At 40.1% G+C, this 22,424-nt stretch carries 19 protein-coding genes; 3 read left to right on the top strand and 16 right to left on the bottom strand.

Translation table 11 applies throughout. The annotated features are described in order from the left end of the window. Window positions 1-116 precede the first annotated feature (116 nt). On the bottom strand, window positions 117-2,621 hold the full coding sequence (locus JK629_RS10480) for a cation-translocating P-type ATPase (RefSeq protein WP_202335572.1): 2,505 nt from the start codon (window positions 2,619-2,621) through the stop codon (window positions 117-119). A gap of 190 nt (window positions 2,622-2,811) precedes the next feature. Here JK629_RS10480 and JK629_RS10475 point away from each other — a divergent pair, with 190 nt between their 5' ends. Beyond that, window positions 2,812-3,612 (top strand): sulfite exporter TauE/SafE family protein, encoded by an 801-nt coding sequence (locus tag JK629_RS10475; RefSeq protein ID WP_202335571.1) that lies wholly within the window; start codon window positions 2,812-2,814, stop codon window positions 3,610-3,612. A gap of 12 nt (window positions 3,613-3,624) precedes the next feature. On the opposite strand, the gene JK629_RS10470 is transcribed toward JK629_RS10475, so the two are convergent. The 3 genes from JK629_RS10470 to JK629_RS10460 form a co-directional block, all read right to left on the bottom strand. Next, window positions 3,625-5,166 carry an acyl-CoA carboxylase subunit beta gene (locus JK629_RS10470; RefSeq protein ID WP_202335570.1) on the bottom strand — a complete coding sequence of 514 codons (1,542 nt, stop codon included), beginning with the start codon at window positions 5,164-5,166 and terminating at the stop codon, window positions 3,625-3,627. Window positions 5,167-5,245: 79 nt separating this feature from the next. Continuing rightward, window positions 5,246-6,685 (bottom strand): acetyl-CoA carboxylase biotin carboxylase subunit, encoded by a 1,440-nt coding sequence (gene accC / locus JK629_RS10465; protein WP_202338045.1) that lies wholly within the window; start codon window positions 6,683-6,685, stop codon window positions 5,246-5,248. Further along, window positions 6,681-7,172, bottom strand: a complete 492-nt coding sequence (locus JK629_RS10460; RefSeq protein WP_202335569.1) for an acetyl-CoA carboxylase biotin carboxyl carrier protein subunit — start codon at window positions 7,170-7,172, stop codon at window positions 6,681-6,683. The genes accC and JK629_RS10460 overlap by 5 nt, the downstream gene beginning before the upstream one ends. Window positions 7,173-7,290: 118 nt before the next feature. Between JK629_RS10460 and JK629_RS10455 the strand changes: the two genes are divergently transcribed. Then, window positions 7,291-8,409, top strand: a complete 1,119-nt coding sequence (locus JK629_RS10455; protein WP_202335568.1) for a PQQ-dependent sugar dehydrogenase — start codon at window positions 7,291-7,293, stop codon at window positions 8,407-8,409. 63 nt (window positions 8,410-8,472) lie between these two features. Here the strand turns inward: JK629_RS10455 and lepB are convergent, their stop codons facing one another. The 6 genes from lepB to JK629_RS10425 all read right to left on the bottom strand — a co-directional run bounded on the left by lepB (window position 8,473) and on the right by JK629_RS10425 (window position 14,138). Further along, complete coding sequence (lepB, locus tag JK629_RS10450) at window positions 8,473-10,029, bottom strand: signal peptidase I (RefSeq protein ID WP_202335567.1); 1,557 nt, start codon at window positions 10,027-10,029, stop codon at window positions 8,473-8,475. Between the two features lie 80 nt (window positions 10,030-10,109). After that, window positions 10,110-10,820, bottom strand: a complete 711-nt coding sequence (gene dapB / locus JK629_RS10445; RefSeq protein ID WP_202335566.1) for a 4-hydroxy-tetrahydrodipicolinate reductase — start codon at window positions 10,818-10,820, stop codon at window positions 10,110-10,112. A gap of 7 nt (window positions 10,821-10,827) precedes the next feature. Further along, window positions 10,828-11,409, bottom strand: coding sequence for a DUF5683 domain-containing protein (locus tag JK629_RS10440; protein ID WP_202335565.1), 582 nt, complete (start codon window positions 11,407-11,409; stop codon window positions 10,828-10,830). Next, window positions 11,399-12,298, bottom strand: a complete 900-nt coding sequence (locus tag JK629_RS10435; protein ID WP_202335564.1) for a ParB/RepB/Spo0J family partition protein — start codon at window positions 12,296-12,298, stop codon at window positions 11,399-11,401. Before JK629_RS10435 ends, JK629_RS10440 begins: the two co-directional genes overlap by 11 nt. Beyond that, on the bottom strand, window positions 12,299-13,069 hold the full coding sequence (locus tag JK629_RS10430) for a ParA family protein (protein WP_202335563.1): 771 nt from the start codon (window positions 13,067-13,069) through the stop codon (window positions 12,299-12,301). It lies immediately after the preceding gene. Between the two features lie 187 nt (window positions 13,070-13,256). Continuing rightward, on the bottom strand, window positions 13,257-14,138 hold the full coding sequence (locus JK629_RS10425) for an SDR family oxidoreductase (RefSeq protein WP_202335562.1): 882 nt from the start codon (window positions 14,136-14,138) through the stop codon (window positions 13,257-13,259). 202 nt (window positions 14,139-14,340) lie between these two features. Here JK629_RS10425 and JK629_RS10420 point away from each other — a divergent pair, with 202 nt between their 5' ends. Further along, window positions 14,341-14,967, top strand: coding sequence for an SDR family oxidoreductase (locus JK629_RS10420; protein ID WP_202335561.1), 627 nt, complete (start codon window positions 14,341-14,343; stop codon window positions 14,965-14,967). 47 nt (window positions 14,968-15,014) lie between these two features. Here JK629_RS10420 and JK629_RS10415 read toward each other — a convergent pair whose 3' ends face one another. The 6 genes from JK629_RS10415 to JK629_RS10390 form a co-directional block, all read right to left on the bottom strand. Next, on the bottom strand, window positions 15,015-15,716 hold the full coding sequence (locus JK629_RS10415; RefSeq protein ID WP_202335560.1) for a 2'-5' RNA ligase family protein: 702 nt from the start codon (window positions 15,714-15,716) through the stop codon (window positions 15,015-15,017). 12 nt (window positions 15,717-15,728) lie between these two features. Continuing rightward, on the bottom strand, window positions 15,729-17,375 hold the full coding sequence (locus JK629_RS10410; RefSeq protein ID WP_202335559.1) for a T9SS type A sorting domain-containing protein: 1,647 nt from the start codon (window positions 17,373-17,375) through the stop codon (window positions 15,729-15,731). A gap of 78 nt (window positions 17,376-17,453) precedes the next feature. After that, window positions 17,454-18,815, bottom strand: a complete 1,362-nt coding sequence (locus tag JK629_RS10405) for an aldehyde dehydrogenase (RefSeq protein WP_202335558.1) — start codon at window positions 18,813-18,815, stop codon at window positions 17,454-17,456. A gap of 65 nt (window positions 18,816-18,880) precedes the next feature. Continuing rightward, the gene (locus JK629_RS10400; RefSeq protein ID WP_202335557.1) at window positions 18,881-19,645 is read right to left on the bottom strand and encodes a carboxypeptidase-like regulatory domain-containing protein; all 765 of its coding nucleotides are present in this window, start codon (window positions 19,643-19,645) and stop codon (window positions 18,881-18,883) included. 26 nt (window positions 19,646-19,671) lie between these two features. Continuing rightward, window positions 19,672-20,292, bottom strand: a complete 621-nt coding sequence (locus JK629_RS10395) for a GNAT family N-acetyltransferase (protein ID WP_202335556.1) — start codon at window positions 20,290-20,292, stop codon at window positions 19,672-19,674. Between the two features lie 87 nt (window positions 20,293-20,379). Then, window positions 20,380-22,194 carry a DEAD/DEAH box helicase gene (locus tag JK629_RS10390; protein WP_202335555.1) on the bottom strand — a complete coding sequence of 605 codons (1,815 nt, stop codon included), beginning with the start codon at window positions 22,192-22,194 and terminating at the stop codon, window positions 20,380-20,382. Between the last annotated feature and the right edge of the window lie 230 nt (window positions 22,195-22,424).

Genomic DNA, 22,424 nt, shown 5'->3' with positions numbered 1-22,424 from the left:
AAGTTTAATTAAAAACATTAACTAAAAGTACTGTAGCAGAAAGACTTAAAAAATGACGAAAATCAGTCCAGCCCTGTTTATGAACAACTTAAAACTATTCATAAAGTAAAAACAGATTATTTTGAAATTTGTTGGCGTTTCCACCATTTTACAATTTCATACCACAGGGCACTCATTAGGCCTACACCCACGCTGATGCCAATTAGGTTTATGTCAAGCCTCTCAAATTCAAAGAATTTAGTAAACGGCGGCACAAACAGAAGCGATAAAGTAATTGCAATAGTAATACCTATGATAATCGGCACCAAGTTGTTTTTATATTGAAAAGTGGTAAAAATGGAATAAATAAATGATCGGTTTACGAATGTTAAAGCAATATTTGCAGTTATAAGTGTGGTAAAGACCATAGTTCGCGTCACGGCTTCATTTGCATTGCTTTGTATGGCAATTTGATAGACAGTAAGCACACCCACGGTAATTGCCAACCCTTGGATTATACTGGTGAAAAGTTCGCTCCAATTAAAAAAGGTGCTGGAAAAAGGCCGTGGTTTTTGAAGCATGGAATCCTTTTCCAGCGGTTCGTTTTCATAAACTATCGAACAAGTCGGGCCCATAATTAACTCCAACAAAATTACGTGTACAGGCGTAAAAATATTTGGGTACACCCATCCCAAAACCAGCGGAATAAATACGGTAAGTATGATTGGTATGTGTATGGAAATGATATATTGAATGGCTTTTTTAAGGTTGGAATAAATTTTTCTGCCCATTGCCACAGCATCCACCATTTTGGAAAGATCATCATCAGCCAGTATCAGAGAGGCTGATTGTTTGGCGATTTCAGTTCCTTTCGTTCCCATTGCCACGCCAATATTTGCAGCTTTCAAAGCGGGTCCGTCATTGACGCCATCGCCTGTCATTGCTACTATATGCCCCTGTGCCTTTAAGGCTTTTATTATTTTTAGTTTTGCTTCGGGAAACATTCGGGCAAAAATATTTTTCTCTGAAGTGATTTTTTGTAATTCAGAAGGGTTTAAAGCAACTAGTTCATCACCGGACACAACTTTTTCTGAGCCTTTAAAGCTTACTTTTTTCGCAATGGCAGCAGTGGTTTCTGCAATATCGCCAGTGATTATTTTTACGGCAATTCCTGCATTATAAAAATCGTTAAACACCTTAGATATATTCTCCTTCGGAGGGTCGTAAAAAGCGACCAATCCCTTAAATTCAAAACTGAAATCCTGCTGTTTTTTTGGCCAGTTGGTTCCATCAAATTTCGAAATTCCAACCCCCAAAACCCGATAGCCGTGGGCCGCCAAATCAGTTGTTTTCTTTTTTAAAGTTTCCTTTTCATTTTCGCTTAAATTGGAAACGGCAATCAAAGCTTCGGGCGCGCCTTTGGCGGCTATGATTCGATAGCCCTCCGTATTTTCAAAAATATGGGTCATCATGGGTGGCTTGCCCCCCAGAGGATATTCGTGGACCATTTTGAAATTGGGCCTTTCATCATTTTCAACAATCCTTTCATAAAAACTATGTAGCGATTGCTCCATGGTATCAAATGGAATGGGCTCACTGGCCCACATTGCAGTAATAATAAGTTCTTTCTCACTGGGAGTTAATGTTTCTGCAACCGAATTGGTTTGGTCAGTTTCCAAGGTATAAACCTTATCAAGGCGCATTCTATTCTCCGTAATTGTTCCCGTTTTGTCAACACAAATCACCGTAGCGCTACCTAAGGCCTCAACGGTTTTCATCTGTTTTACAATAACACCCAGATTCATTAACCGCCATGCACCTATGGCCATAAAAGTGGTAAAGGCAACTGGGATTTCCTCGGGCAAAATGCTCATAGCGAGAGTAAGTGCTTTTAAAAGACTATCTAAAATATCTTGGGAATTGTAATAATTGATGCCCCAAACCAAAAGAAAGACAATCGCTCCCACGATTACCATCTTTTTTACAAAATTGTTTATTTGGAGTTCGAGTGTCGATTTTTCGGAAGTGATGTCTTCTATGCTTTTACCTATTTTTCCCACCTTGGTTTGATTGCCTATAGCACATATTTCAGCAATAGCAAGTCCTCCAGCTACTTGGGTACCCATAAAAATTTGACTATCCTTAGAGAAGGAATCTTTTTCGACAGAAAAGGATTCGCCAGTTAAAATAGCCTCATTGACTGAAAAATCGTTTGAATGCACAATCCTGCCATCGGCAACAATCGTAGAGCCCTCATCAACCATTAAAAAATCGCCAACCACTACATTTTGGCTTTTTATTTCAACTATTTCTCCATTTCGAATAACCTTGCAATGGGGTTGTGAAAGTTCCTTGAGTTTTTCGAGCGCATTATGGGTTTTGGCGTCCTGATAGAGTGAGATGGCTGCGACCAGAAGAATCGCAACGGCAAGAAAAATTCCATCACCAGTATTGCCAGTAAAAAAATAAAGCGTGGCAGCGACCAGCAGTAAAATCACCATAGGTTCTTTTACCAAACCCTTTAGAGCCTCTATAAAATGGTTTTTCTTTTTTGATTCAAGAATGTTGCTGCCGAACTTTTTCCGCGAAGCCAAGACTTCGGAATCTGTTAGACCTTGAATGTTAAAATTCTCTATTACCATAGACGAAATAAAAAATCATTAAAGTTTCAATCTGTTAAAATAAGCACAATGCCACAAATATTCTATGATAAATATCAATGAAAAATTTGTTGCAGGCTTACTTATTCCATTTAAATTGAGATTCGTCCATTCATATTGCTACATTTTTTTAAATAATGGTTAACCTTGCAATACCAAAATCATAGCACAAATGGAGCTTATGGAAATTATAGGTTATTTTGGCGCCCTATTGGTGGGTGTTGTTTTAGGTTTGATAGGTGGCGGAGGTTCAATTTTGACAGTGCCGGTATTGGTGTATCTTTTTTCTTTAAGTCCTGTTGTCGCAACGGGCTATTCGTTATATGTGGTAGGTACTGCTGCCCTCGTGGGTGCCATTCGCAATATGAAAAAAAAGCTCGTCGATTTTAAAACAGCACTTATTTTTGCTGCTCCTGCTTTTATTGCTGTCTATTTAACCAGAAGGTTCGTTCTCCCTGCGATACCTGAACATCTTTTTGAATGGAATGATTTTAAATTTACGAAAGATATTGCAATAATGCTTTTTTTTGCAATTGTTATGCTGGCCGCCTCCATTACAATGATTAGCAATAAAAGACCCGAGCCAGAAGTGGGTGCTAAAGTTTCCTACAATTATCCATTTATTATGCTGCAAGGAATTTTTCTTGGTTTTGTAACCGGCATGGTGGGAGCTGGTGGAGGATTTTTAATTATACCCGCTTTGGTTTTATTGGCAAAATTACCAATGAAAAAAGCTGTAGCAACCTCATTGCTAATTATTGCTATAAACTCATTGATAGGTTTTACGGGAGATATTGCCACTTTGGATATTGAGTGGATGTTTCTTTTAACTTTTACCGCAATCTCTATTGTTGGAATATTTATAGGAATTAAACTGAATGCTTTCGTTGATGGAAAAAAACTTAAAAAAGGGTTCGGTTGGTTTGTGTTGTTGATGGGTATCTACATAATTATCAAAGAGTTTACCAACTGATTTCTTTCTTTTTTATAATGGTATATTGCCGTGTTTTCTATTGGGTCTTGATACATCTTTCGTTTCAAGCATTGCAAAAGCTTTCAGCAATTTTCTGCGTGTTTCCCGTGGTTGGATTACCTCATCAATAAACCCACGTTGCGCGGCTTTAAACGGATTTGCAAACTTTTCGGCATATTCCGCTTCCTTTTCCGAAAGTTTCAGCTCCGGATTTGCAGCTTCGGCAATTTCTTTTCTGAAAATAATCTCGCTAGCACCCTTTGCCCCCATTACGGCGATCTCGGCGGTTGGCCAAGCATAATTCATATCTGCACCAATGTGCTTGCTGTTCATCACATCATAGGCACCACCATATGCTTTTCTGGTAATTACAGTAACACGCGGTACTGTTGCTTCGCTTAAGGCGTAAAGTAATTTGGCCCCGTTTAGAATAATTCCATTCCATTCTTGGTCCGTACCCGGAAGAAAGCCAGGCACATCGACTAATACCAAAAGCGGAATGTTAAAACAATCGCAGAAACGAGTAAAACGGGCACCTTTTTTTGAACTGTCAACGTCCAATACACCTGCCAAACTCATGGGCTGGTTTGCAACAATGCCAATACTTCTACCTCCAAGCCGTGCAAAACCCACTATAATATTATCTGCATAATCTTTATGCACTTCAAAAAAAGAATCTGCATCAATTATTCCCTTGATTACCTCGTGCATATCGTAAGGCTTATTGGCTGAATCTGGAACAATAGTTTCCAATTCATCCCGAAACTCATCCGCGGTCTCAAAAGGTAATTTCTCGGCAACACATTTATTGTTCTGTGGAAGGTAACTGAGCAGGGTTTTTATTTGCTCCAAACATACTATATCATTGGCAGCCGTAAAATGCGTAACGCCACTTTTGGTGGCGTGGGTACGCGCGCCGCCCAATTCTTCGGAAGTAACGTTTTCATTGGTAACGGTTTTCACCACATTTGGCCCCGTAACGAACATATAGCTGCTGTCCTGCACCATCAAAGTGAAATCGGTCATCGCCGGCGAATATACCGCGCCACCGGCACAAGGCCCCATAATTGCCGAAATCTGTGGAATCACGCCCGAAGCCTGTACGTTTCTGTAAAAAATATCGGCATATCCGCCCAGTGAGCGAACGCCTTCCTGAATTCTTGCCCCGCCGGAATCGTTCAATCCAATAATGGGCGCGCCCACGCGAACAGCGTGGTCCATCACCTTGCAGATTTTTTCTGCGTGGGTTTCAGAAAGTGCGCCGCCAAAAACAGTAAAATCCTGCGCAAAAACATATACCAAACGACCGTTGATTGTACCATAGCCTGTAACCACCCCATCGCCGTAATACACTTCGTTTTGCATATCAAAATCGGTGGTTCTGTGGGTTACGAGGATGCCCATTTCCTCAAAAGAGCCTTCGTCGAGGAGATACTCCACGCGTTCGCGGGCGGTGAGTTTTTTCTTTTCGTGTTGTTTTGAAATTCTCTTTTCGCCACCTCCTTTTTTGGCTTCAGCAATTAGTTCTTGCAATTTTTTATTATTATCGCTCATATAATTGAATTCTTTTTCTCCGAGTTCTCTGTGTCTTTGTGGTTAATATTTCACCACGGAGGCACTGAGGGCAGAGGTTTTACTTCGGCATACGAAGCATTTCTGAATCTTTTAAAAATTGTTTTAAAGCAAAAAGTGCTGCCACCTTTGCCTCTTCTTCATTTATAGCTTTTAGCTTTTCTTCGGAATAGTATTTCTTTACAAAATTGGTGTCGAAATTTCCACTGCGAAAAGCCACATGTTCAAAGACAAATTTTCCAAAAGGCAGCGTAGTGCTCACCCCTTCAATATCGTATTCTGAAATGGCTTCCAGCATGCGTTGCATGGCTTCGTTTCTATTTTTACCATAGGTTATCAATTTTGAAAGCATGGGGTCATATTGGATGGGCACCTGCATTCCTTCGGTAAACCCGTCATCCACGCGAATATTTTTTCCGCTTGGCGGACGGTACACTTCCAGTTTCCCTACGCTTGGCATAAAGTTGTTCAGCGGATCTTCTGCATATACACGCAGCTCAAATGCATGTCCTGTGATTTCAAGATCTTCCTGTGCAAAAGAAAGTTTTTCATTATTGGCAACGTTTATTTGTTGTTCCACTAGATCAAGACCGGTAATTAATTCCGTTACGGGATGCTCCACCTGAAGGCGAGTATTCATTTCGAGAAAATAGAAATTGTGCTTGTCGTCCAAAAGAAACTCTACCGTTCCAGCACCCACATAATCGCAGGCTTTTGCCACTTTTACAGCTGCCTCGCCCATTTGTTTGCGTAACTCTGGAGTCAAAACTGAAGACGGCGCTTCTTCCACCACTTTTTGGTGGCGACGCTGAATACTACATTCGCGCTCAAAAAGATAGACGGTATTTCCAAAATTATCTGCCAAAACCTGAATTTCTATATGGCGCGGCGAAGTGACAAATTTTTCAATAAAAACCGAGCCGTCGCCAAAAGCATTTTCAGCTTCGCTGATTGCTCGCTTCATTTGGTCTTCAAATTCATTTGCATTTTCAACAATTCGCATTCCCTTTCCACCGCCGCCCGCGGAAGCTTTTATGAGAATTGGGAAGCCAATCTCTTTTGCTATTTTCTTTGCAGCGGAAACATCGGTAATGGCCTCATCGGTACCGGGAACCATTGGGATGTCGTACTTTTTTACGGCATCCTTTGCAGCAAGTTTGCTTCCCATCACGCGGATTGCGTGCGATTTCGGCCCGATAAAAATCATTCCACTTTTTTCGACACTTTCACCGAATTCAGCGTTTTCACTCAAAAATCCATAACCTGGGTGGATGGCGTCTACCTCCAATTCCATTGCAACTTTTACAATTTTGTTCCCCAATAAATACGATTCATTTGAAGGCGGCGGACCAATGCATACTGCTTCATCGGCAAACTTTACGTGTGGTGCATTCCTGTCTGCTTCAGAATAAATGGCAACCGTTTTAATCCCCATATTACGGGCGGTCTTCATTATTCGCAACGCAATTTCGCCTCTATTGGCAACTAATATTTTTTTAATCATTCTTCTCAAATTCAATTAAAAGTTTTCCTTTATCCACAGTTTCCCCTTTAACAATGTTTACAGATTTGATAACGCCGTCACGTGGTGCCGTGAGGGTGTTTTCCATTTTCATAGCTTCCAAAACACAGAGGAAATCATCTTTTTTAACTTCATCGCCTTTAGAAACGTTTACTTCCAAAATAATACCCGGCATAGGAGCATGGATTTCGTCCTCCACCGAAGCATTGCCAAGGGAAAGTCCCATTTCCTTAATAAGCTGGTCCAAGGGAGTGGCAATGTTTACTTCGTAAGTGTTTCCGTTTATTTTCACACTATATTTTTTGTCAACAAAATCACTTTTTAAAAGCTCAATTGCGAAAGATTTATTATTGTGAAGTAGGTGAATTTTTTGTGCCGAAAGTTCTGCTTGGTCAATTTTTTCAATATCCTTGGCACTCAATTGGAATTCATAATTTTCATCAACACTTATGCGATAGCTTTCCATAAAATTAGAAATTTTGGTTAAAGATAAGGTTTGTTAGAGGTTTCGGCAAAAAGGAATTGGGAATCCTTTTAGAAAATTCCTTTTCAACTTTTGGTATCTTTAGCTAAAATCAATTACTATGAAAAGATATTTATTTTTATTTACCGCATTTGTTGTTTTTGCTTCCTGCGCCCAGCAGAAAAAGAAAGATGATGTAGCGCTAAAAACCGAACCGCAGTCTTATAAAATTGAAGAAGTGGTAAAAAACCTTTCAATTCCTTGGGGAATGACGTGGCTGCCAGATGGCAGTATGCTTATTACCGAAAAAGATGGACGGTTAATTCATTTTAAAAATGGTGAAAAAAAAGAAATAGCTAATGTCCCCGAGGTATACAACAGCGGGCAAGGCGGATTGATGGATATTGAATTGCATCCTAATTACAGTGAAAATGGATGGATTTATATGACCTTTGCTTCGGAAGAAGGTCCAGGAAAAGGGGGGCACACAGCTTTGATGCGTTGCAAGTTGGAAGGCACTTCGCTAACAAACATAGAAACCCTTTACAAAGCGGAGCGCAATACTACGGCTGGGCAGCACTTCGGTTCACGGATTGAGTTTGACAATGATGGCTTTGTATATTTCTCTATTGGGGAACGTGGCGAACGCGAAGTAAATCCACAGGACATAACCCGTGATGGCGGAAAAATCTATAGATTGAATGAGGATGGCACCATCCCAACTGACAATCCTTTTTACAATAAACCGAATGCCAAAAAAGCAATTTTCACCTACGGAAACCGCAATCCGCAAGGTATGGCGAAGCATCCTGAAACGGGAGAAATCTGGTTGCACGAGCACGGCCCGAAAGGTGGCGATGAAATAAATATTGTGAAAAAAGGAGCTAATTACGGTTGGCCAATCGTTACTTATGGCATCAATTACAGCGGTACGGAAATTACCGATCAAACCACAAAACCAGGGATTGAGCCGCCCATTTATTATTGGGTACCTTCAATTGCACCTTCGGGGATGGCTTTTGTAACAAGTGATAAATACCCGCAATGGAAAGGAAAACTATTGGTCGGCTCTTTGAAGTTTGCCTATGTGGAATTGCTCACTTTGGAAGGTGAAAAAGTTATAAACCGTGAAAAAATCGCACAGGATATCGGTCGTGTACGAAATGTAAAAATGGGTCCTGATGGATTAATTTATATAGCTGTTGAAGGACAAGGAATATTCAGTTTGATTCCTGAATAATTTTAGCTACGAATTCACGAATTTTAATGAATCATTCATGAATTCGTGGCTTATTTAATTTTATTACTTAGCTCCTTTTTTTCTTTTTCTATAAAAATCAAATGCAAACCAACCGATTACGGCAATTACGAAATACATTAAATAAGAAACCGGTTTTCCGCTACCGCCAACGGTGGTGAAAAGTCTTTCCCAACGCACCTTTTTATTCACGTCATCCCAACTCATCCAAACGAATACGGGCTTGCCTACTACGTGGTTGAAAGGTACAAATCCCCAAGTACGAGCGTCCTCACTGTTGTTACGGTTATCGCCCATCATCCAATAATAATCCATTTTAAAGGTATAATCAGTAATTGGTTGATCGTTTAATAAAACTTGAGTTCCAGATTGGGTTATTTTATTGTCAATACCTATTTCGCTTCCCTCATATACCTCTATAATTCGTTTGTACAGTGGTAACGTTTCGGGCGTAATGGAAACGGTGGCGCCTTTTTTGGGAATGTATAAAGGTCCAAAGTAATCGTTGTTCCAAGGATAGTTTTGATTATTCGGAAATATTCCTTCGTCCCAAACTCCCTTTTCACCACGGAAACGCGAAATATTGACAACATTTGGATTGTTCTTCAACATGTTTAAGGACTCTTCCGAAATACCACCAAAACGATATGTGTTATTTCCAAAACCATAACGATCGGTAATATCATAACGATTGTAAAGCATTTCAGGGTTTAGCGGGCTATTAACCTGCACATCATAACTAAACTGAAGCTTTGCTCTATCGGGCAGTTCATTTTGTTTTCCGTTGATAAAAACGTAACCATCGCGAACCTCCAAAGAATCTCCCGGAAGACCCACACAGCGCTTTACGTAATTGGACTTTTTATCGATTGGTTTGTAGTAATATTTACCATCTCCATATTGCTGAAAGGCATTTACCGTATCTACGGGCCAGTTGAAAACTACAATATCATTCCGCTTTATATCCTGGAATCCCGGAAATCTAAAGTATGGAATCTGTGGTTTGGACAGGTATGATTTCGTTTTAATTACGGGAATGGTATCGTGTACCATTGGAAAAGAAATGGGCGTCATTGGCGTGCGCGCTCCATAATGGAATTTGCTCACAAACAGGAAATCACCAACTAAAAGGGTCTTTTCCAAAGAAGAAGTGGGGATGGTAAACGGCTGCATAAAATAGGTATGCACAATGGTGGCGGCAACTACCGCAAAAAGTATGGAACTCACCCACTCTCCCGTGGAAGTACGCGGTTTCAAGCTTCTATCTTTTATGTGGGTTACTTTTTGGGTGTAATTGATGTAATAAATATAGAGACCCAAAGTCAGCAAAACCAAAACCGTATCGGTTGTGGAATTACGGCCGAAACTGCGCAAGGTTTCCACCCAGACCACTGGAAACATAATTAAATTTACGATGGGCACAAAAAGCAAAATGGTCCACCACCAGGGGCGTTTGATAATCTTCATCAAAACCACGGCATTGTAAACCGGTACGGCTGCTTCCCAAGCTTTTCTACCTGCTGTTTGGTACAACTTCCACGTGCCAGCAAAATGGATTACCTGAACTATCAAAAAAAATATAAACCAACCTGTCCAACTCATCGTTTATTATTTATTATTGTTTTTTATTCTTTATTAAAAGCTGTTAATTCGTTAATTTGGGATTCGGCAATCTACAATTGTCAATCGTTAATTTTTATTCCTAACACGTCTTTCATTGTAAAAATACCTTTTTTATCCTTTAAAAACTCCGCTGCCAAAATAGCCCCCAAAGCAAATCCTTCACGACTGTGCGCTTCGTGTTTCAATGAAATGGTATCGATGGAGGAATCATAGGAAACTATATGTGTTCCTTTTACATCTTCTTCCCGTTTTGCTGTAATATTTAAAGTATTTTCTTCGGAAGTATTTAGCTTCCAATCCTTTTTATCGCTGTGTTTCAAAATTCCCTCGGCAATGGTAATGGCCGTGCCGCTGGGAGCATCCTTCTTTTGAAGGTGATGTATTTCTTCCACTGAAACGTTATATTCTTTCCACGGCGCTATCAACTTTGCGGCATACTCATTTATGCTGAAAAAAAGATTTACCCCAACGCTGAAGTTGGACGCATAGATGAAGCTTCCGTTACGATTTTCACACAACTTTACCATTTCATCATATTTATCAAGCCAGCCTGTTGTACCGGAAACAATTGGTGTTCCAGCTTCCAATGCTTTTGAAATATTCTTAATAGCCACTTCTGGGGATGAAAAATCAATGGCGATATCTGCGTCTTCAAATTTCCCTTCAGCAGTTTTACTCAAGCTTTTAAAAACGATGGAATGACCTTTTTCCAAAGCCAATTTTTCAATTGTCTTGCCCATTTTTCCATAACCGAGAAGTGCTATTTTCATTGAAAATTCATTTAAGTCGATAAGTCAGCGATATTCCGTACTGCGGTTGTGCGTTAAATTGATTGTAATCAAAATTGGGTTGCAGCGAAAGATCTTCACTTACTTCGTATTGCCGTAAATGTGCATCCACATTGGCATCAACTACATTCAGCAAATAAAAAGCAACGGTAACAATAATGCTGATGCTCTTGTTTTTTTGTGCAGATTTTTGGGCATTTATCAATCGGTCGTCAGAAATTCCTTGAAATTCATCATCGTCATAGCCCGCAAGTCTTCGTTTGTAAGCATCCCGGAAACGATCGTATTCATCATCTTGCTGTTTATAGAAGTAAACTCCAGCCGCCATCCCTGCATAAATAATAGGGATTTTCCAGTATTTTTTATTGTAAACCTGCCCCAGACCCGGAACCACCGCGGAGTAAAATGCAGCTTTTGCAGGAGCCAACGGATTGTATTCCTCTTTTGGTAAAATTGAATCATTCACCACCATTACTCTTTCTTCTTTCTTTACTTTTAAGGAATCAGTAGTTTGCGCAAACAATCCTGTGGCGAAGATTAAAAAAAAAATATTTAGGAAATTATTTTTCACTTTTGATTAGCTTCAAAATACGTTCGAAGTCTTCTTTGTTTTTGAAGGGAACAACTAGTTGTCCTTTACCGGATTTTGCGACTTTTACTTCAACTGAAGTCTCAAAAAGATCGGTCAATTCCTTCTTTGCCTTTTTGGCAAATGGCGGCGCAGTGGCTTTTTGTGGCTTAGTTTTTTTTTCAGGATTTTTATAACCTCGCACCAGTGCTTCGGTATCGCGAACTGATAGGCTTTGGCTCAAAATCTTTTCGTAAATATCGAGTTGGTCATTTAAATCATCAACATTTATAAGCGCACGGCCGTGGCCCATGCTTATGAAGCCGTCGCGCATTCCAGTTTGGATGATCGGATCCAGTTTTAGTAAACGCAAATAGTTAGCGATTGTTGAACGGTTCTTTCCAACTCTATCACTTAATTCTTCTTGAGTAACGTTTATTTCCTCAATCAAACGTTGGTATGAAAGTGCAATTTCAATTGGGTCTAAATCTTGGCGCTGGATGTTTTCCACCAAAGCCATTTCCAAGGATTCTTGATCATTGGCAATACGAATATACGCGGGAATAGTTTCCAGCCCAACCAATTTTGAGGCACGAAAACGGCGCTCGCCACTTACCAATTGGTATTTATTGAAATCGAGTTTACGAACGGTAATCGGTTGTATAACTCCCAATTCCTTAATGGATGAAGCCAACTCACGAAGTGATTCTTCGTTAAAACTTGTTCGAGGCTGAAAAGGGTTTACTTCAATACTGCCCAATTCCAGCTCTACAATGCTGCCCACAACCTTGTCGGCATTTTTGTCGGCAACAGATTTTATATCGTTGGACGGATCTTTCAGCAATGCTGAAAGTCCGCGGCCGAGGGCTTGTTTTTTGGTTGCTTTCGCCATTTATTCTTTTTCGTTTTTCTGGATTAATTCATGCGCCAGACTTAAATAATTATCGGCTCCTTTGCTTGCGGCATCGTAACTGATGATGCTTTCACCATAACTTGGCGCTTCACTTAAACGCACGTTTCTTTGAATGATTGTCTCAAAAACCATTTCATCAAAATGCTTTTTCACCTCATCCACAACTTGGTTTGAAAGACGTAAACGTTGGTCGTACATAGTCAACAATAATCCTTCAATATCGAGGTTTACGTTGTGTATTTTCTGAACGCTTTTAATAGTATTCAAAAGTTTTCCAAGGCCTTCCAAGGCGAAATATTCACATTGAATTGGGATGATTACCGAATCTGCCGCTGTAAGCGCATTCAAGGTTAATAAGCCCAACGAAGGTGCGCAATCTATGAGAATATAGTCATAATCTGCCTTTAAGCCTTCTATTGCCTTTCTCAGCATATACTCGCGGTTTTCCACATCTACCAATTCAATTTCAATAGCCACCAAATCTATGTGGGAAGGTATTAAATCTAAATTTGGAGAATTTGTTGAAACGATTGCTTCCTTTGCCGTTGCGCTGTGCTCAAGCAATTGATAGGTTCCCATTTCAACAGTTTCAACGTCTATGCCCAAACCCGAGGTGGCATTGGCCTGTGGATCTGCATCTATGAGTAAAACCTTTTTCTCCAAAACGCCCAGTGAGGCCGCTAAATTTACCGAGGTCGTGGTCTTTCCCACGCCTCCTTTTTGGTTTGCAATTGCAATTATTTTACCCATTAATTTGCTTGAAATTTTAGCAGTTAAAAGTACAATTATTTATGTGGATAGAAAATCATTTTTGTTAACAGGAAGTAAACAATGACCCTGCGGGAAAATCCCAAATTTTGAAATCCCCAATTCCAAATAAATATCAATCTTTAAAAATCAAAATTCAACTGTCTTGGAATTTGGTGCTTGGGTTTTGTTATTTAGATTTTTTTTCGCGTATCATCGCCTCCAGCATATCCCACATTTGTTGAGGAACTTCTTCCAAAAGATTCATTTGCCCAGCGCCTTTTAGCCATTCGCCGCCATCTATAACTATTACTTCGCCGTTTATGTACGCTGAAAAATCGGAAACGAGATATGCGGCGAGATTAGCGAGTTCTTGGTGTTCGCCCACACGCTTTACGGGAACTTTTTTTGCGGGATCAAATTTCTCCTTCAAATCGCCCGGTAGCAATCTGTCCCAAGCGCCTTTTGTCGGGAATGGCCCGGGAGCGATGGCATTAAAACGGATTCCGTATTTTGCCCATTCTACCGCCAAGGAGCGCGTCATAGCCAATACACCAGCTTTTGCAGTAGCACTCGGCACAACGTATGCTGACCCCGTGAAGGCATATGTTGTAACAATATTCAAAACAGTTTTATTGGTTTCTTTTTTATCAATCCAATGTTTTCCGAAGGCAAGGGTGCAGTTTTTTGTTCCTTTTAAAACGATGTCAATTATAGTGTCAAAAGCGTTTGCGGAAAGTCGTTCCGTTGGTGAAATGAAGTTTCCTGCGGCATTGTTCAAAAGAACGTCAACTTTTCCAAATTCTTTTACCGAAGCTTCCACCATTGCTTCAACTTCTTCATAATTTCTCACGTCACACTGCACAGGCAATACTTTTCCACCGGTTGCGGTTTCCAATTCTTCTTTTACCGTTTGTAGTTTTTCAAGGTTTCGGGAAGTGATAACCACGTTTGCGCCGAGTTCCAAAAAGTAGGTTGTCATTGCTTTTCCAAGGCCGCTTCCGCCGCCGGTTACTACTATTGTTTTCCCTTTTAGCGCGTCGTCGCGAAGCATTTTTGAAGTGTAATCCATGAATTTTTGTGTTTGCTTGTAAAGATAAGCAGTAATATTAGGAATGAATAATTAGTTGGAAAGATTTAATGGTCAAGAAACATTTCGGTTTAATTGCGAAAAATAAACCCGAAAGTTAATAAAGCCCTAAAAGACGGCTTTTTAAGGGTTAAAGGTTGTGAAACTACACGGTTTTCCCAATTACAACCAATATATTTAGAATATGGAAAAAATATTAGTAGCAGGTGCGCATGGCACCACGGGTAAAAAGATAATTTCAATTTTAAAGGAATCTAAAAAATTCAAGCCGGTGGCGATGGTTCGAAAGGAAGAGCAGGTTTCACAATTTCAGAATGAAGGTGTGGAAACCATTTTGGCAGATCTTGAAAAAGATGTCAGTCAAACCACCAACGGCATTGACAAGGTAATTTTTGCAGCTGGTTCAGGCGGAAAAAAAGTAAAGGAAGTTGATCAGGAGGGTGCCAAAAAGCTGATGGATGCCGCAAAAGCAAAAAGCGTGAAAAAATTTGTTATGCTAAGTTCCATGGGTGCTGATAAACCCGAGGAAGCTGACGAAATTCAAGAATATTTAAAGGCAAAACACAATGCTGATGAATATCTAAAACAATTGGGAATTCTATATAGCATAGTGCGCCCAGGATCACTAACCAATAACGACGGAAAAGGAAAAATTGAACTGGACAACAAACTGAACAAGCGCGGAGAAATACCACGTAGAGACGTTGCAGAAACACTCGTTGGCGCGTTAGATGATGCTGTTGCAAGAAACAAAACTTTTGAAATTTTGGAAGGCGAGGTTTATATAAAGGCTGCGCTGGAAAAGATTTAATATTCTATTCTGATTATAAAAAAAAGCACCTTTTAAAAGGTGCTTTTTTATTCAGCTTTCCAAAGCAATTTATGGGCTGTACCGTGATCTCCCAATTGGTAAACGCTTAAAGAGGCAGCCTGAAATTTGATTGGTTTAAAAACATTTTCAGCCAAGCTGTCCAAAAGTTTGGTCTGTGCTACTCCAAGACTTATGTGCGGATCAAAATTTCCAAAACTGTGCTTGTCAATAAACTCTGGAACATAAGTTACAGTAGATTCACTAATTGGGCTTCCATCCGGGTTTTGTATAAAGGAAACTTGCGAGCCGTTTTTCACAGTATAAGGTTGAATAAGTTCGATGATTTTTTCGTGAAGTTTCATTAAAAAATTGCTCTTTTCAACAGCAACCATTGCGAAACTTTCCTCTTTGTCTTCGTAATAAAAAAGGCTTTTCGCGTTTAAGGAATCGTTTTTAATTGTTTCAAAAAGCCCTTCAAATATATTATCTACTTCTAATGCGTTAGTAACACTCGTTAAATCTTCCTCTTTTATGAAACACTGCAGAAGCGTGATATGCGGCACATGGTTTTCATCGAGCTGTATGGTTTCGGGATTGTTTTGATTTATAAATGAGTTTAGCTGAAGGGATTGTGCATACATTTCTTCCGAAGGAATCAAAAGCACATCTATAGCGATTATATTTTGCTTTTTTGGAGCACACGAAAAAATACCCAAACAAACGCCAATAGCAATTACAAATTTTTTCATCCGTAAAAATCTTTACTCTACAATCATTTTTATGGTTTGCGTTGAAATACCGTTGTCCAATTTCAACAAATAAATTCCATTGGAAAGATTATGGTTCCAAGTTAATTCCATACTTGGGCGTGCCCATGTTTTTTGCATCAGTCTTTGACCGGTTATGCTGAAAACCGTCGCCGTTAAATTTTGTATTGAAGTATTGCTTGGAATTACAATGTTGATATTTTTTTGAACTGGGTTTTGAGCTAGAATAAATTGATTTGAAAACTGATTTTCGCCTACAGAAAGTACCCCATCCCTAATTTCATCCAAAGCGAATTGAGCACTTTCAGCCGTTACGGTAACGTGTGGTTCATTATCATTTGGAATGTAAAAATTCACAAAAGGGGAATCATTCAAATTTGGTGTTGCAAACCAATCTGGATTGTCTATCGCCAAAGAACTCATAGTTGGAATGAAAGAATATAAGTCCTGCTGAAGTGCATTTATGAAATCAATAAGCACTTGGTTGCCACCGCCATCGCCAAGCGCATCGCTTATACTTCCCGTTCCGCCCGGAGCGCTGTCTACGCCTGCTGTATTGTTTGGCGATTGTGCGGTTGTTTGATATGTATTAATAGGAAAACCAAAAAAGTTTACGGTAACATCTGTAACGGTATTGCTTTGATTTGCGGCTGGCGTAAAGTTCAGTGCCACATCTACATCGGTAGTGGCATCTATTTCAAGGTTGGTATTAACAATTGTTATTCCTGGGCTACCCGTGGTGGTTCCATTGCCTGCACCGTTGATCATGGTAACGTTTCTTACATTGCCGGGAAAGCCAAGGGCATCCAACTCTGCCTGAAATTCATTTCTAAAACCTGGGGCGCCCAAAGGCAATACTTTTGTTGGGTCTTGTTCATAATCGGAACCCGCAAGCAAGTGCCCTAATAAATGGTCTGTAAGCATTTCTTTAGCTGCAGGAGAGTTCAGCAACTGATCAACAACTTGTTGGGCGGTGGCATCACCTACTTGAATTGCAAAGTAATTTATTAAATATTGAAGGCTGATAGGAATGTTTGCCCCGCGATGTGGCGCATCAAAAGAAATATATAGACGCGTTTCAGAATCCAAACTGTTATCTTCCATATATGACAGGGCGTAGCGAGCAATAAGACCTCCCATACTTGGGCCTAATACTACCAGTTCGTTATCGCCCACTTTATCTGCGTTTAATTGCTGAATCATTGCTATCAAAACCATTGCGTTTCGCTGAATGTAATCGCCGCCGCCGTCAATATCTTTTCCTCCCGTATTGTAAAGGGGAGCGTTGAGAATTACGATGTCAAAACCTTCATCGCGAAGGATGTCTGCCATGTTTTGTCCATCAAAACTTAAGCTTGCATAAAGACCGGGAATATCACGGGAATCGCCCGGATCAAAACCATCTAGGACTATAATTGGTTTGTCCAGCACTCCATCTACATTGTCTAAATAGATTTCATATTCGCCTTGGCCGAAATAGGCTTGGGTTTCGTCATAACCTTGGTATGCTATGTTTGCGGTGATTGTTTCAACCGCCATGCTTTCGGGATAAATTGCGTTTTGGGGGATATTTTGGAAACGTATTTGGGCGAAGGTTAATTGGGCAGTGAAAATTAATGATAAGATGTAAAGTTTTTTCATTGGTCACTATTTTGTTTTAGCTGAGTAAGTTAATGAAATTTTAAAGATATTTTTCTTTCATTTAAATGCCTTTCAAAATTAAAACCTCATAAACCACCGCATCAACTTCAATCGAAAAGGAGTATGCGGGTAATAACGGATGGAGGGATCGAGCCAGGTAGGTTTGTCCATCACACTTTTATAATGGGTAAAAGTTTTAAAACCTGCTTCGCCATGGTAGTTGCCAATACCGCTGTGGCCAACGCCGCCAAAGGGCAGGTTTGAATTGCTGATGTGCATCACGGTTTCATTAATGGCACCACCACCAAAGGAGATTTCCTTTAAAATTTTCTTCTTTATTGAAGCGCTTTTTGTAAACAGATAACAAGACAATGGTTTGGGTAGGCTGTTTACTTTGTCAATGGCTTCTTCTATAGTTTCGTAGGTGAGAACGGGAAGGATTGGGCCGAAAATTTCTTCTTGCATTACGGCGTCTTCCATCGTTACATTTTGCATTATTGTGGGCTGGATGTAGCGGGTTTCTTTATTGTTTTCTCCCCCAAAATATATTTTCTCTGGTACGAGCATTTTGTTAAGACGCTCAAAATTATCGTTGTTTATGATTTGGAGGTAATTATCGTTTTCAAAAGCAAAATGCTGATTTATGATTTCCTCCTTTGTCTGTTCCAGAAATTTTTGTTCGATGCTTTTATGAACCAAAACATAATCAGGTGAAATGCAAGTTTGTCCTGCATTTAAAAATTTTCCCCAAACCAATCGCTTCACCGAAACTTTTAGGTTGCAACTTTCAGTAATGATGGCGGGACTTTTACCACCCAATTCCAGTGTGACTGGCGTTAAATTTTCGGCGGCGGCTTTGTAAACTATCTTGCCTACTTTGGTACTACCGGTAAAAAATATTTTGTCGAATTTCTGCTTCAAAAGTTCTTGGGTCTCTTCTACTCCACCTTCAACTACCGTGAAAAAAGCTGGATCGAAATTCTCCTTTACAATTTTTGCCATTGCGGCTGCGGTGTGTGTCGGCAGTTCATTAGGTTTTAGTATTACAGTATTTCCAGCAGTAATTGCTGCAATAACCGGGGCGAAGGAAAGTTGGTAGGGATAGTTCCATGCGCCAATGACCAAACAGACGCCCAAAGGTTCTGGAATAATGTAACTGGAAGCGGGGAAATTGAGGATGCCTGTAGAAACGGGTTTAGTACGCGCCCAATTAAATATATTGCTGCGGGCTTCTTTAATGTCTTTGTAGAGTAGCGAAAGCTCAGTGGTGTAATTATCAAACTCTGACTTTTTGAAATCTTTATAAATGGCTTCGTGCAGAAGTGGTTCGTTTTCTTCTAATGCTGTTTGAAGTTTTTTTAATTGCGCTTTTCTAAAGGGAAGGTTTTTTGTTGCGTGGGTGTTGAAAAAAACCCGTTGTTTCTTGACTATTTGTTCCATGGAATCAATTTTCACTAAAAATACTTTTAATGAAATTGAATGGTGTTAAAAAAAGAAGAAAAATGCTACTTCTCCCTATTCAAAATCTTGTATTCTTCATAACAACCACTGATGGCGTCGAGAATTTGAAGGTCGTTTGCGGTACGTATAAAATCTTTGGAATAGCTGCACTTGTTCAGTATTTCATCAATATCTGCACGTTCCAGCTGGAGCACGGCCATCAAGGTTTCACGGTCAAACTTACTTTGAAGGAGATTTCGGATTTCATCATCTTCCTTCATTTGCCGGAGCTTCCGCATCTGTTTCGGTCGTTTTCCAAAAACATTATAGAGAAAATCTGCTGGATTAAAGATAGAGCTCAGTACTTTACTAACGGCACCGGGCTGGTTGCTTCCGCCTTCATAACCCGTGTTTAAACCTGAAATACGGTATCGGTAATTATCGTAAATGGGGATTAGTTTTGCATCAATCTCTACATAGCCCGTTAGTTGAACCGGCTTTACCACTACTTCTTCGAGGGCGATGCCCAGTTCGGTCATTTTCACCTTTATATCGCCAAACTTCAACCAGTCATTGGTAACGCGAACCCGCAGGGATTTAAAGCCCAGATATGAAAAATATAGCGTGTCATTTACCGCAGCCTTGATTGCAAATTCACCCTTTTCATTAGTAGTTGTGCCTTTTACTTGATTAAGGTTTACAATGTTTACATTTTCCAAGACATTATCGTTGGCATCGTTCATTACGGTACCCTTTATGACATTTTCGTTTTGGGCAAAGGAATTTGCAACGGTTACCATTAGGGCAAAAAGTAGGAGTATTCTTTTCATACAATGTTTCAATATACGGAAAAATTTCACTGGGGCGAAACCTTTCTTTCGATTTCAATTTTAGCTTTCAATTTTTCCTTGACCCCGCCAAACCATTCGTCATTTAGGATGCTGAGGACAATACTGTCCCTTCTACCCGTTGGCGCCGCACAGTTATTACGCAAGATGCCTTCAACAGTACAACCTATGCTTTTCATCGCAGCAATGCTACGCTGGTTTATAGCATCTGCACGAAACTCAACACGGTCTAGATATAAAGTTTCAAAGGCAAATTCAAGCATCAACATTTTGCATTGTTTGTTTATTCCGGTTCCCTGAAATTCCTTGCCGTACCAAGTATACCCTAATTGTACGGTGTTGTGGTTTTTCTGAAAATCATAAAAACGGGTGCTGCCCGCAATTTGCTGGGTACGTTTGTCAAAAACGATGAAAGTGTATGCCGTTTCTTGCTTCCTACCGAGTATGGCAGAATCAATATAGGCCTTTAGATTATCAGAACCACTGGCCGGTTGCAGGGAGTACTTCCAAAGCTCTGGTTGTTCTTCAGAAAAGTGAAGCAGCAACTCAAAGTCTTTATGGTGCAGGGGTCTCAGCCGCACACGGTCGTTTTCCAGTATGTATTCCTGCAGAAAGTTGAAGGTTTGCATAAGCTTAAAAAAACGGGCTTCGATTAAAAGGCCCGTAAATATACTTATATAGACGTTAAAGTGGTACTAAAGTTTAATAATTGGTTATTATCCTTTTCTTCGGCGTCTTCCGCCCGTGCCCTTTGCTTCTGGACGCGGTGCACCCCTTCGGCTCTTGCCTTTGAATTTTGGCTTGTCACCTCCATCAAAACCGCCACTACGTTTTTTAAAACCGCCTTTTCTTCCGCCGCCGTCGCCACGATCATTTCTATCACCTCTTCTTCTACCGCGATCGCGTCCGCCGCCACCACTTCTACCTTTGCTGCGTCCTGTATCTTTGGATATTTCAATGTTGATCTGTCTTCCGTCAAGTTTAAAATCCTTAAAAATACCCATCACCAATTCTTGGTGGGTAGTATCTGTGTTGAAAAAGGAGAAACTATCTTTTACGTCAACTTTGTAAACATCGTCTTTCCCAAGTTGTAACAAATCGCGAAGGAAATCCTTAAGGCTCATCCAATCAAAATCATCTTTGTTACCGATATTTATGAAATACCGCGTACTGTCTTTTGCATCTTCGTCAGAAAAGTTGCGCTCTCCGGAAATGTTTAGGTCCTTACTGTTTTTATAGTAATTCAAGAAACGTGTAAACTCTACGGAGAATACTTTTTTAATAAGTTCTTCCTTCGAAAAATCTGCCAATACCTCGTTGATATTTGGAAGGTATGAATTTATTTCAGGGTTAATCTCGGTATCCTTGATGCTATTGGCCAAATGAAACATTTGCACTTCGCAGATTTCCATACCTGAAGGTATTTCCTTTGCAACGAATTGTTTCTGGATAATTTTTTCGATGCTTTTTATTTTTCGAACTTCACTTTTTGAAACAATAACGATGGAAACACCTGTTTTACCGGCACGACCCGTACGGCCGCTTCGGTGGGTGTAGGTTTCTATTTCATCTGGAAGTTGGTAATTTATTACGTGTGTAATATCATCAACGTCAATACCACGGGCAGCAACATCGGTTGCTACAAGCATTTGGATTTGACGGTTTCTGAAAGATTTCATTACCAAGTCGCGTTGGTTCTGACTTAAATCTCCGTGTATTGCAGCTGCATTGTAGCCATCTTCAATTAATTGTTCCGCCACTTTTTGGGTGTCGCGTTTTGTTCGGCAAAAAACTACCGAAAAAATATCGGGGTTTGCATCTGCCAAACGCTTTAAGGCATTGTAACGATCGCGTGCATTTACCAAATAATATTCATGTGAAACTTGGTCAGACCCCACGTTTTTTGTCCCTACGGTAATTTCCACAGGCGTGTGCATAAACTTTTTGGCGATGGTGGATACCTCTTTGGGCATCGTTGCGCTAAAAAGCCAAGTGCTTTTGTCTTTTGGTGAATGTGAAAGAATTTCCGTGATGTCTTCGTAAAAGCCCATGTTGAGCATTTCATCTGCCTCATCGAGCACGCAGTATTCAATTTTTGAAATATCTACAAGACCCCGACCAATCATATCTTTCATTCTACCAGGGGTTGCAACAATAATCTGAGAACCTTTTTTAATCTGGCGGGCTTGGTCCGTAATACTTGCACCACCATAAATGGCGGTAACGTTTAGCCCTGGCAAATACTTGCCGTAAGCTATCATTTCATTTGTAATCTGAAGACAAAGTTCGCGCGTTGGCGAAAGAATAAGCCCTTGTGTGGTGCGGCTGTTCACGTCAATTTTTTGCAACATTGGAAAACCAAATGCTGCGGTTTTTCCCGTTCCTGTCTGGGCCAGGGAAACCATGTCGGTTTCACGCTCTAAAAGGATTGGGATTGCTTTTGCTTGTACTTCCGAAGGGGTTTCAAAACCCATGTCGGCGATGGCTTTTAGAAGATTTTCTTCCAAGCCGAGTGCTTTAAATGCTGTCATTTTTTATAATAAAGTTTTTATATGCGTGCTAATGGGAAGCTACTGGACATATAAAAAACGGACAGCTTCACTATAACACTCCTCACCCTGAGGATTTTTCCTGAAAACCATAAGCAATGGCTATTGATTTTTCAAGGGCGCAAAAGTAACTTAAAGTTTTCAGTTAGTAGTCACTGTTAGCAGTTTTTTGTGAAACTTTAAAAATGTTTTCAGTATTCAGTCGCAGTTGG

Source organism: Aequorivita iocasae, assembly GCF_016757735.1.
Taxonomy (GTDB): domain Bacteria; phylum Bacteroidota; class Bacteroidia; order Flavobacteriales; family Flavobacteriaceae; genus Aequorivita; species Aequorivita iocasae.
Note: the sequence above shows the minus strand (reverse complement) of the source record. Positions and strands in the feature narration are given on the sequence as shown.

What these genes read in the sequence shown, in the direction of transcription:
- JK629_RS10480 (WP_202335572.1), bottom strand. Translation starts at nt 2,621, where the DNA reads ATGGTAATAGAGAATTTTAACATTCAAGGTCTAACAGATTCCGAAGTC.
- JK629_RS10475 (WP_202335571.1), top strand. Translation starts at nt 2,812, where the DNA reads ATGGAGCTTATGGAAATTATAGGTTATTTTGGCGCCCTATTGGTGGGT.
- JK629_RS10470 (WP_202335570.1), bottom strand. Translation starts at nt 5,166, where the DNA reads ATGAGCGATAATAATAAAAAATTGCAAGAACTAATTGCTGAAGCCAAA.
- JK629_RS10460 (WP_202335569.1), bottom strand. Translation starts at nt 7,172, where the DNA reads ATGGAAAGCTATCGCATAAGTGTTGATGAAAATTATGAATTCCAATTG.
- JK629_RS10455 (WP_202335568.1), top strand. Translation starts at nt 7,291, where the DNA reads ATGAAAAGATATTTATTTTTATTTACCGCATTTGTTGTTTTTGCTTCC.
- lepB (WP_202335567.1), bottom strand. Translation starts at nt 10,029, where the DNA reads ATGAGTTGGACAGGTTGGTTTATATTTTTTTTGATAGTTCAGGTAATC.
- dapB (WP_202335566.1), bottom strand. Translation starts at nt 10,820, where the DNA reads ATGAAAATAGCACTTCTCGGTTATGGAAAAATGGGCAAGACAATTGAA.
- JK629_RS10435 (WP_202335564.1), bottom strand. Translation starts at nt 12,298, where the DNA reads ATGGCGAAAGCAACCAAAAAACAAGCCCTCGGCCGCGGACTTTCAGCA.
- JK629_RS10430 (WP_202335563.1), bottom strand. Translation starts at nt 13,069, where the DNA reads ATGGGTAAAATAATTGCAATTGCAAACCAAAAAGGAGGCGTGGGAAAG.
- JK629_RS10425 (WP_202335562.1), bottom strand. Translation starts at nt 14,138, where the DNA reads ATGGATTACACTTCAAAAATGCTTCGCGACGACGCGCTAAAAGGGAAA.
- JK629_RS10420 (WP_202335561.1), top strand. Translation starts at nt 14,341, where the DNA reads ATGGAAAAAATATTAGTAGCAGGTGCGCATGGCACCACGGGTAAAAAG.
- JK629_RS10415 (WP_202335560.1), bottom strand. Translation starts at nt 15,716, where the DNA reads ATGAAAAAATTTGTAATTGCTATTGGCGTTTGTTTGGGTATTTTTTCG.
- JK629_RS10410 (WP_202335559.1), bottom strand. Translation starts at nt 17,375, where the DNA reads ATGAAAAAACTTTACATCTTATCATTAATTTTCACTGCCCAATTAACC.
- JK629_RS10405 (WP_202335558.1), bottom strand. Translation starts at nt 18,815, where the DNA reads ATGGAACAAATAGTCAAGAAACAACGGGTTTTTTTCAACACCCACGCA.
- JK629_RS10400 (WP_202335557.1), bottom strand. Translation starts at nt 19,645, where the DNA reads ATGAAAAGAATACTCCTACTTTTTGCCCTAATGGTAACCGTTGCAAAT.
- JK629_RS10395 (WP_202335556.1), bottom strand. Translation starts at nt 20,292, where the DNA reads ATGCAAACCTTCAACTTTCTGCAGGAATACATACTGGAAAACGACCGT.
- JK629_RS10390 (WP_202335555.1), bottom strand. Translation starts at nt 22,194, where the DNA reads ATGACAGCATTTAAAGCACTCGGCTTGGAAGAAAATCTTCTAAAAGCC.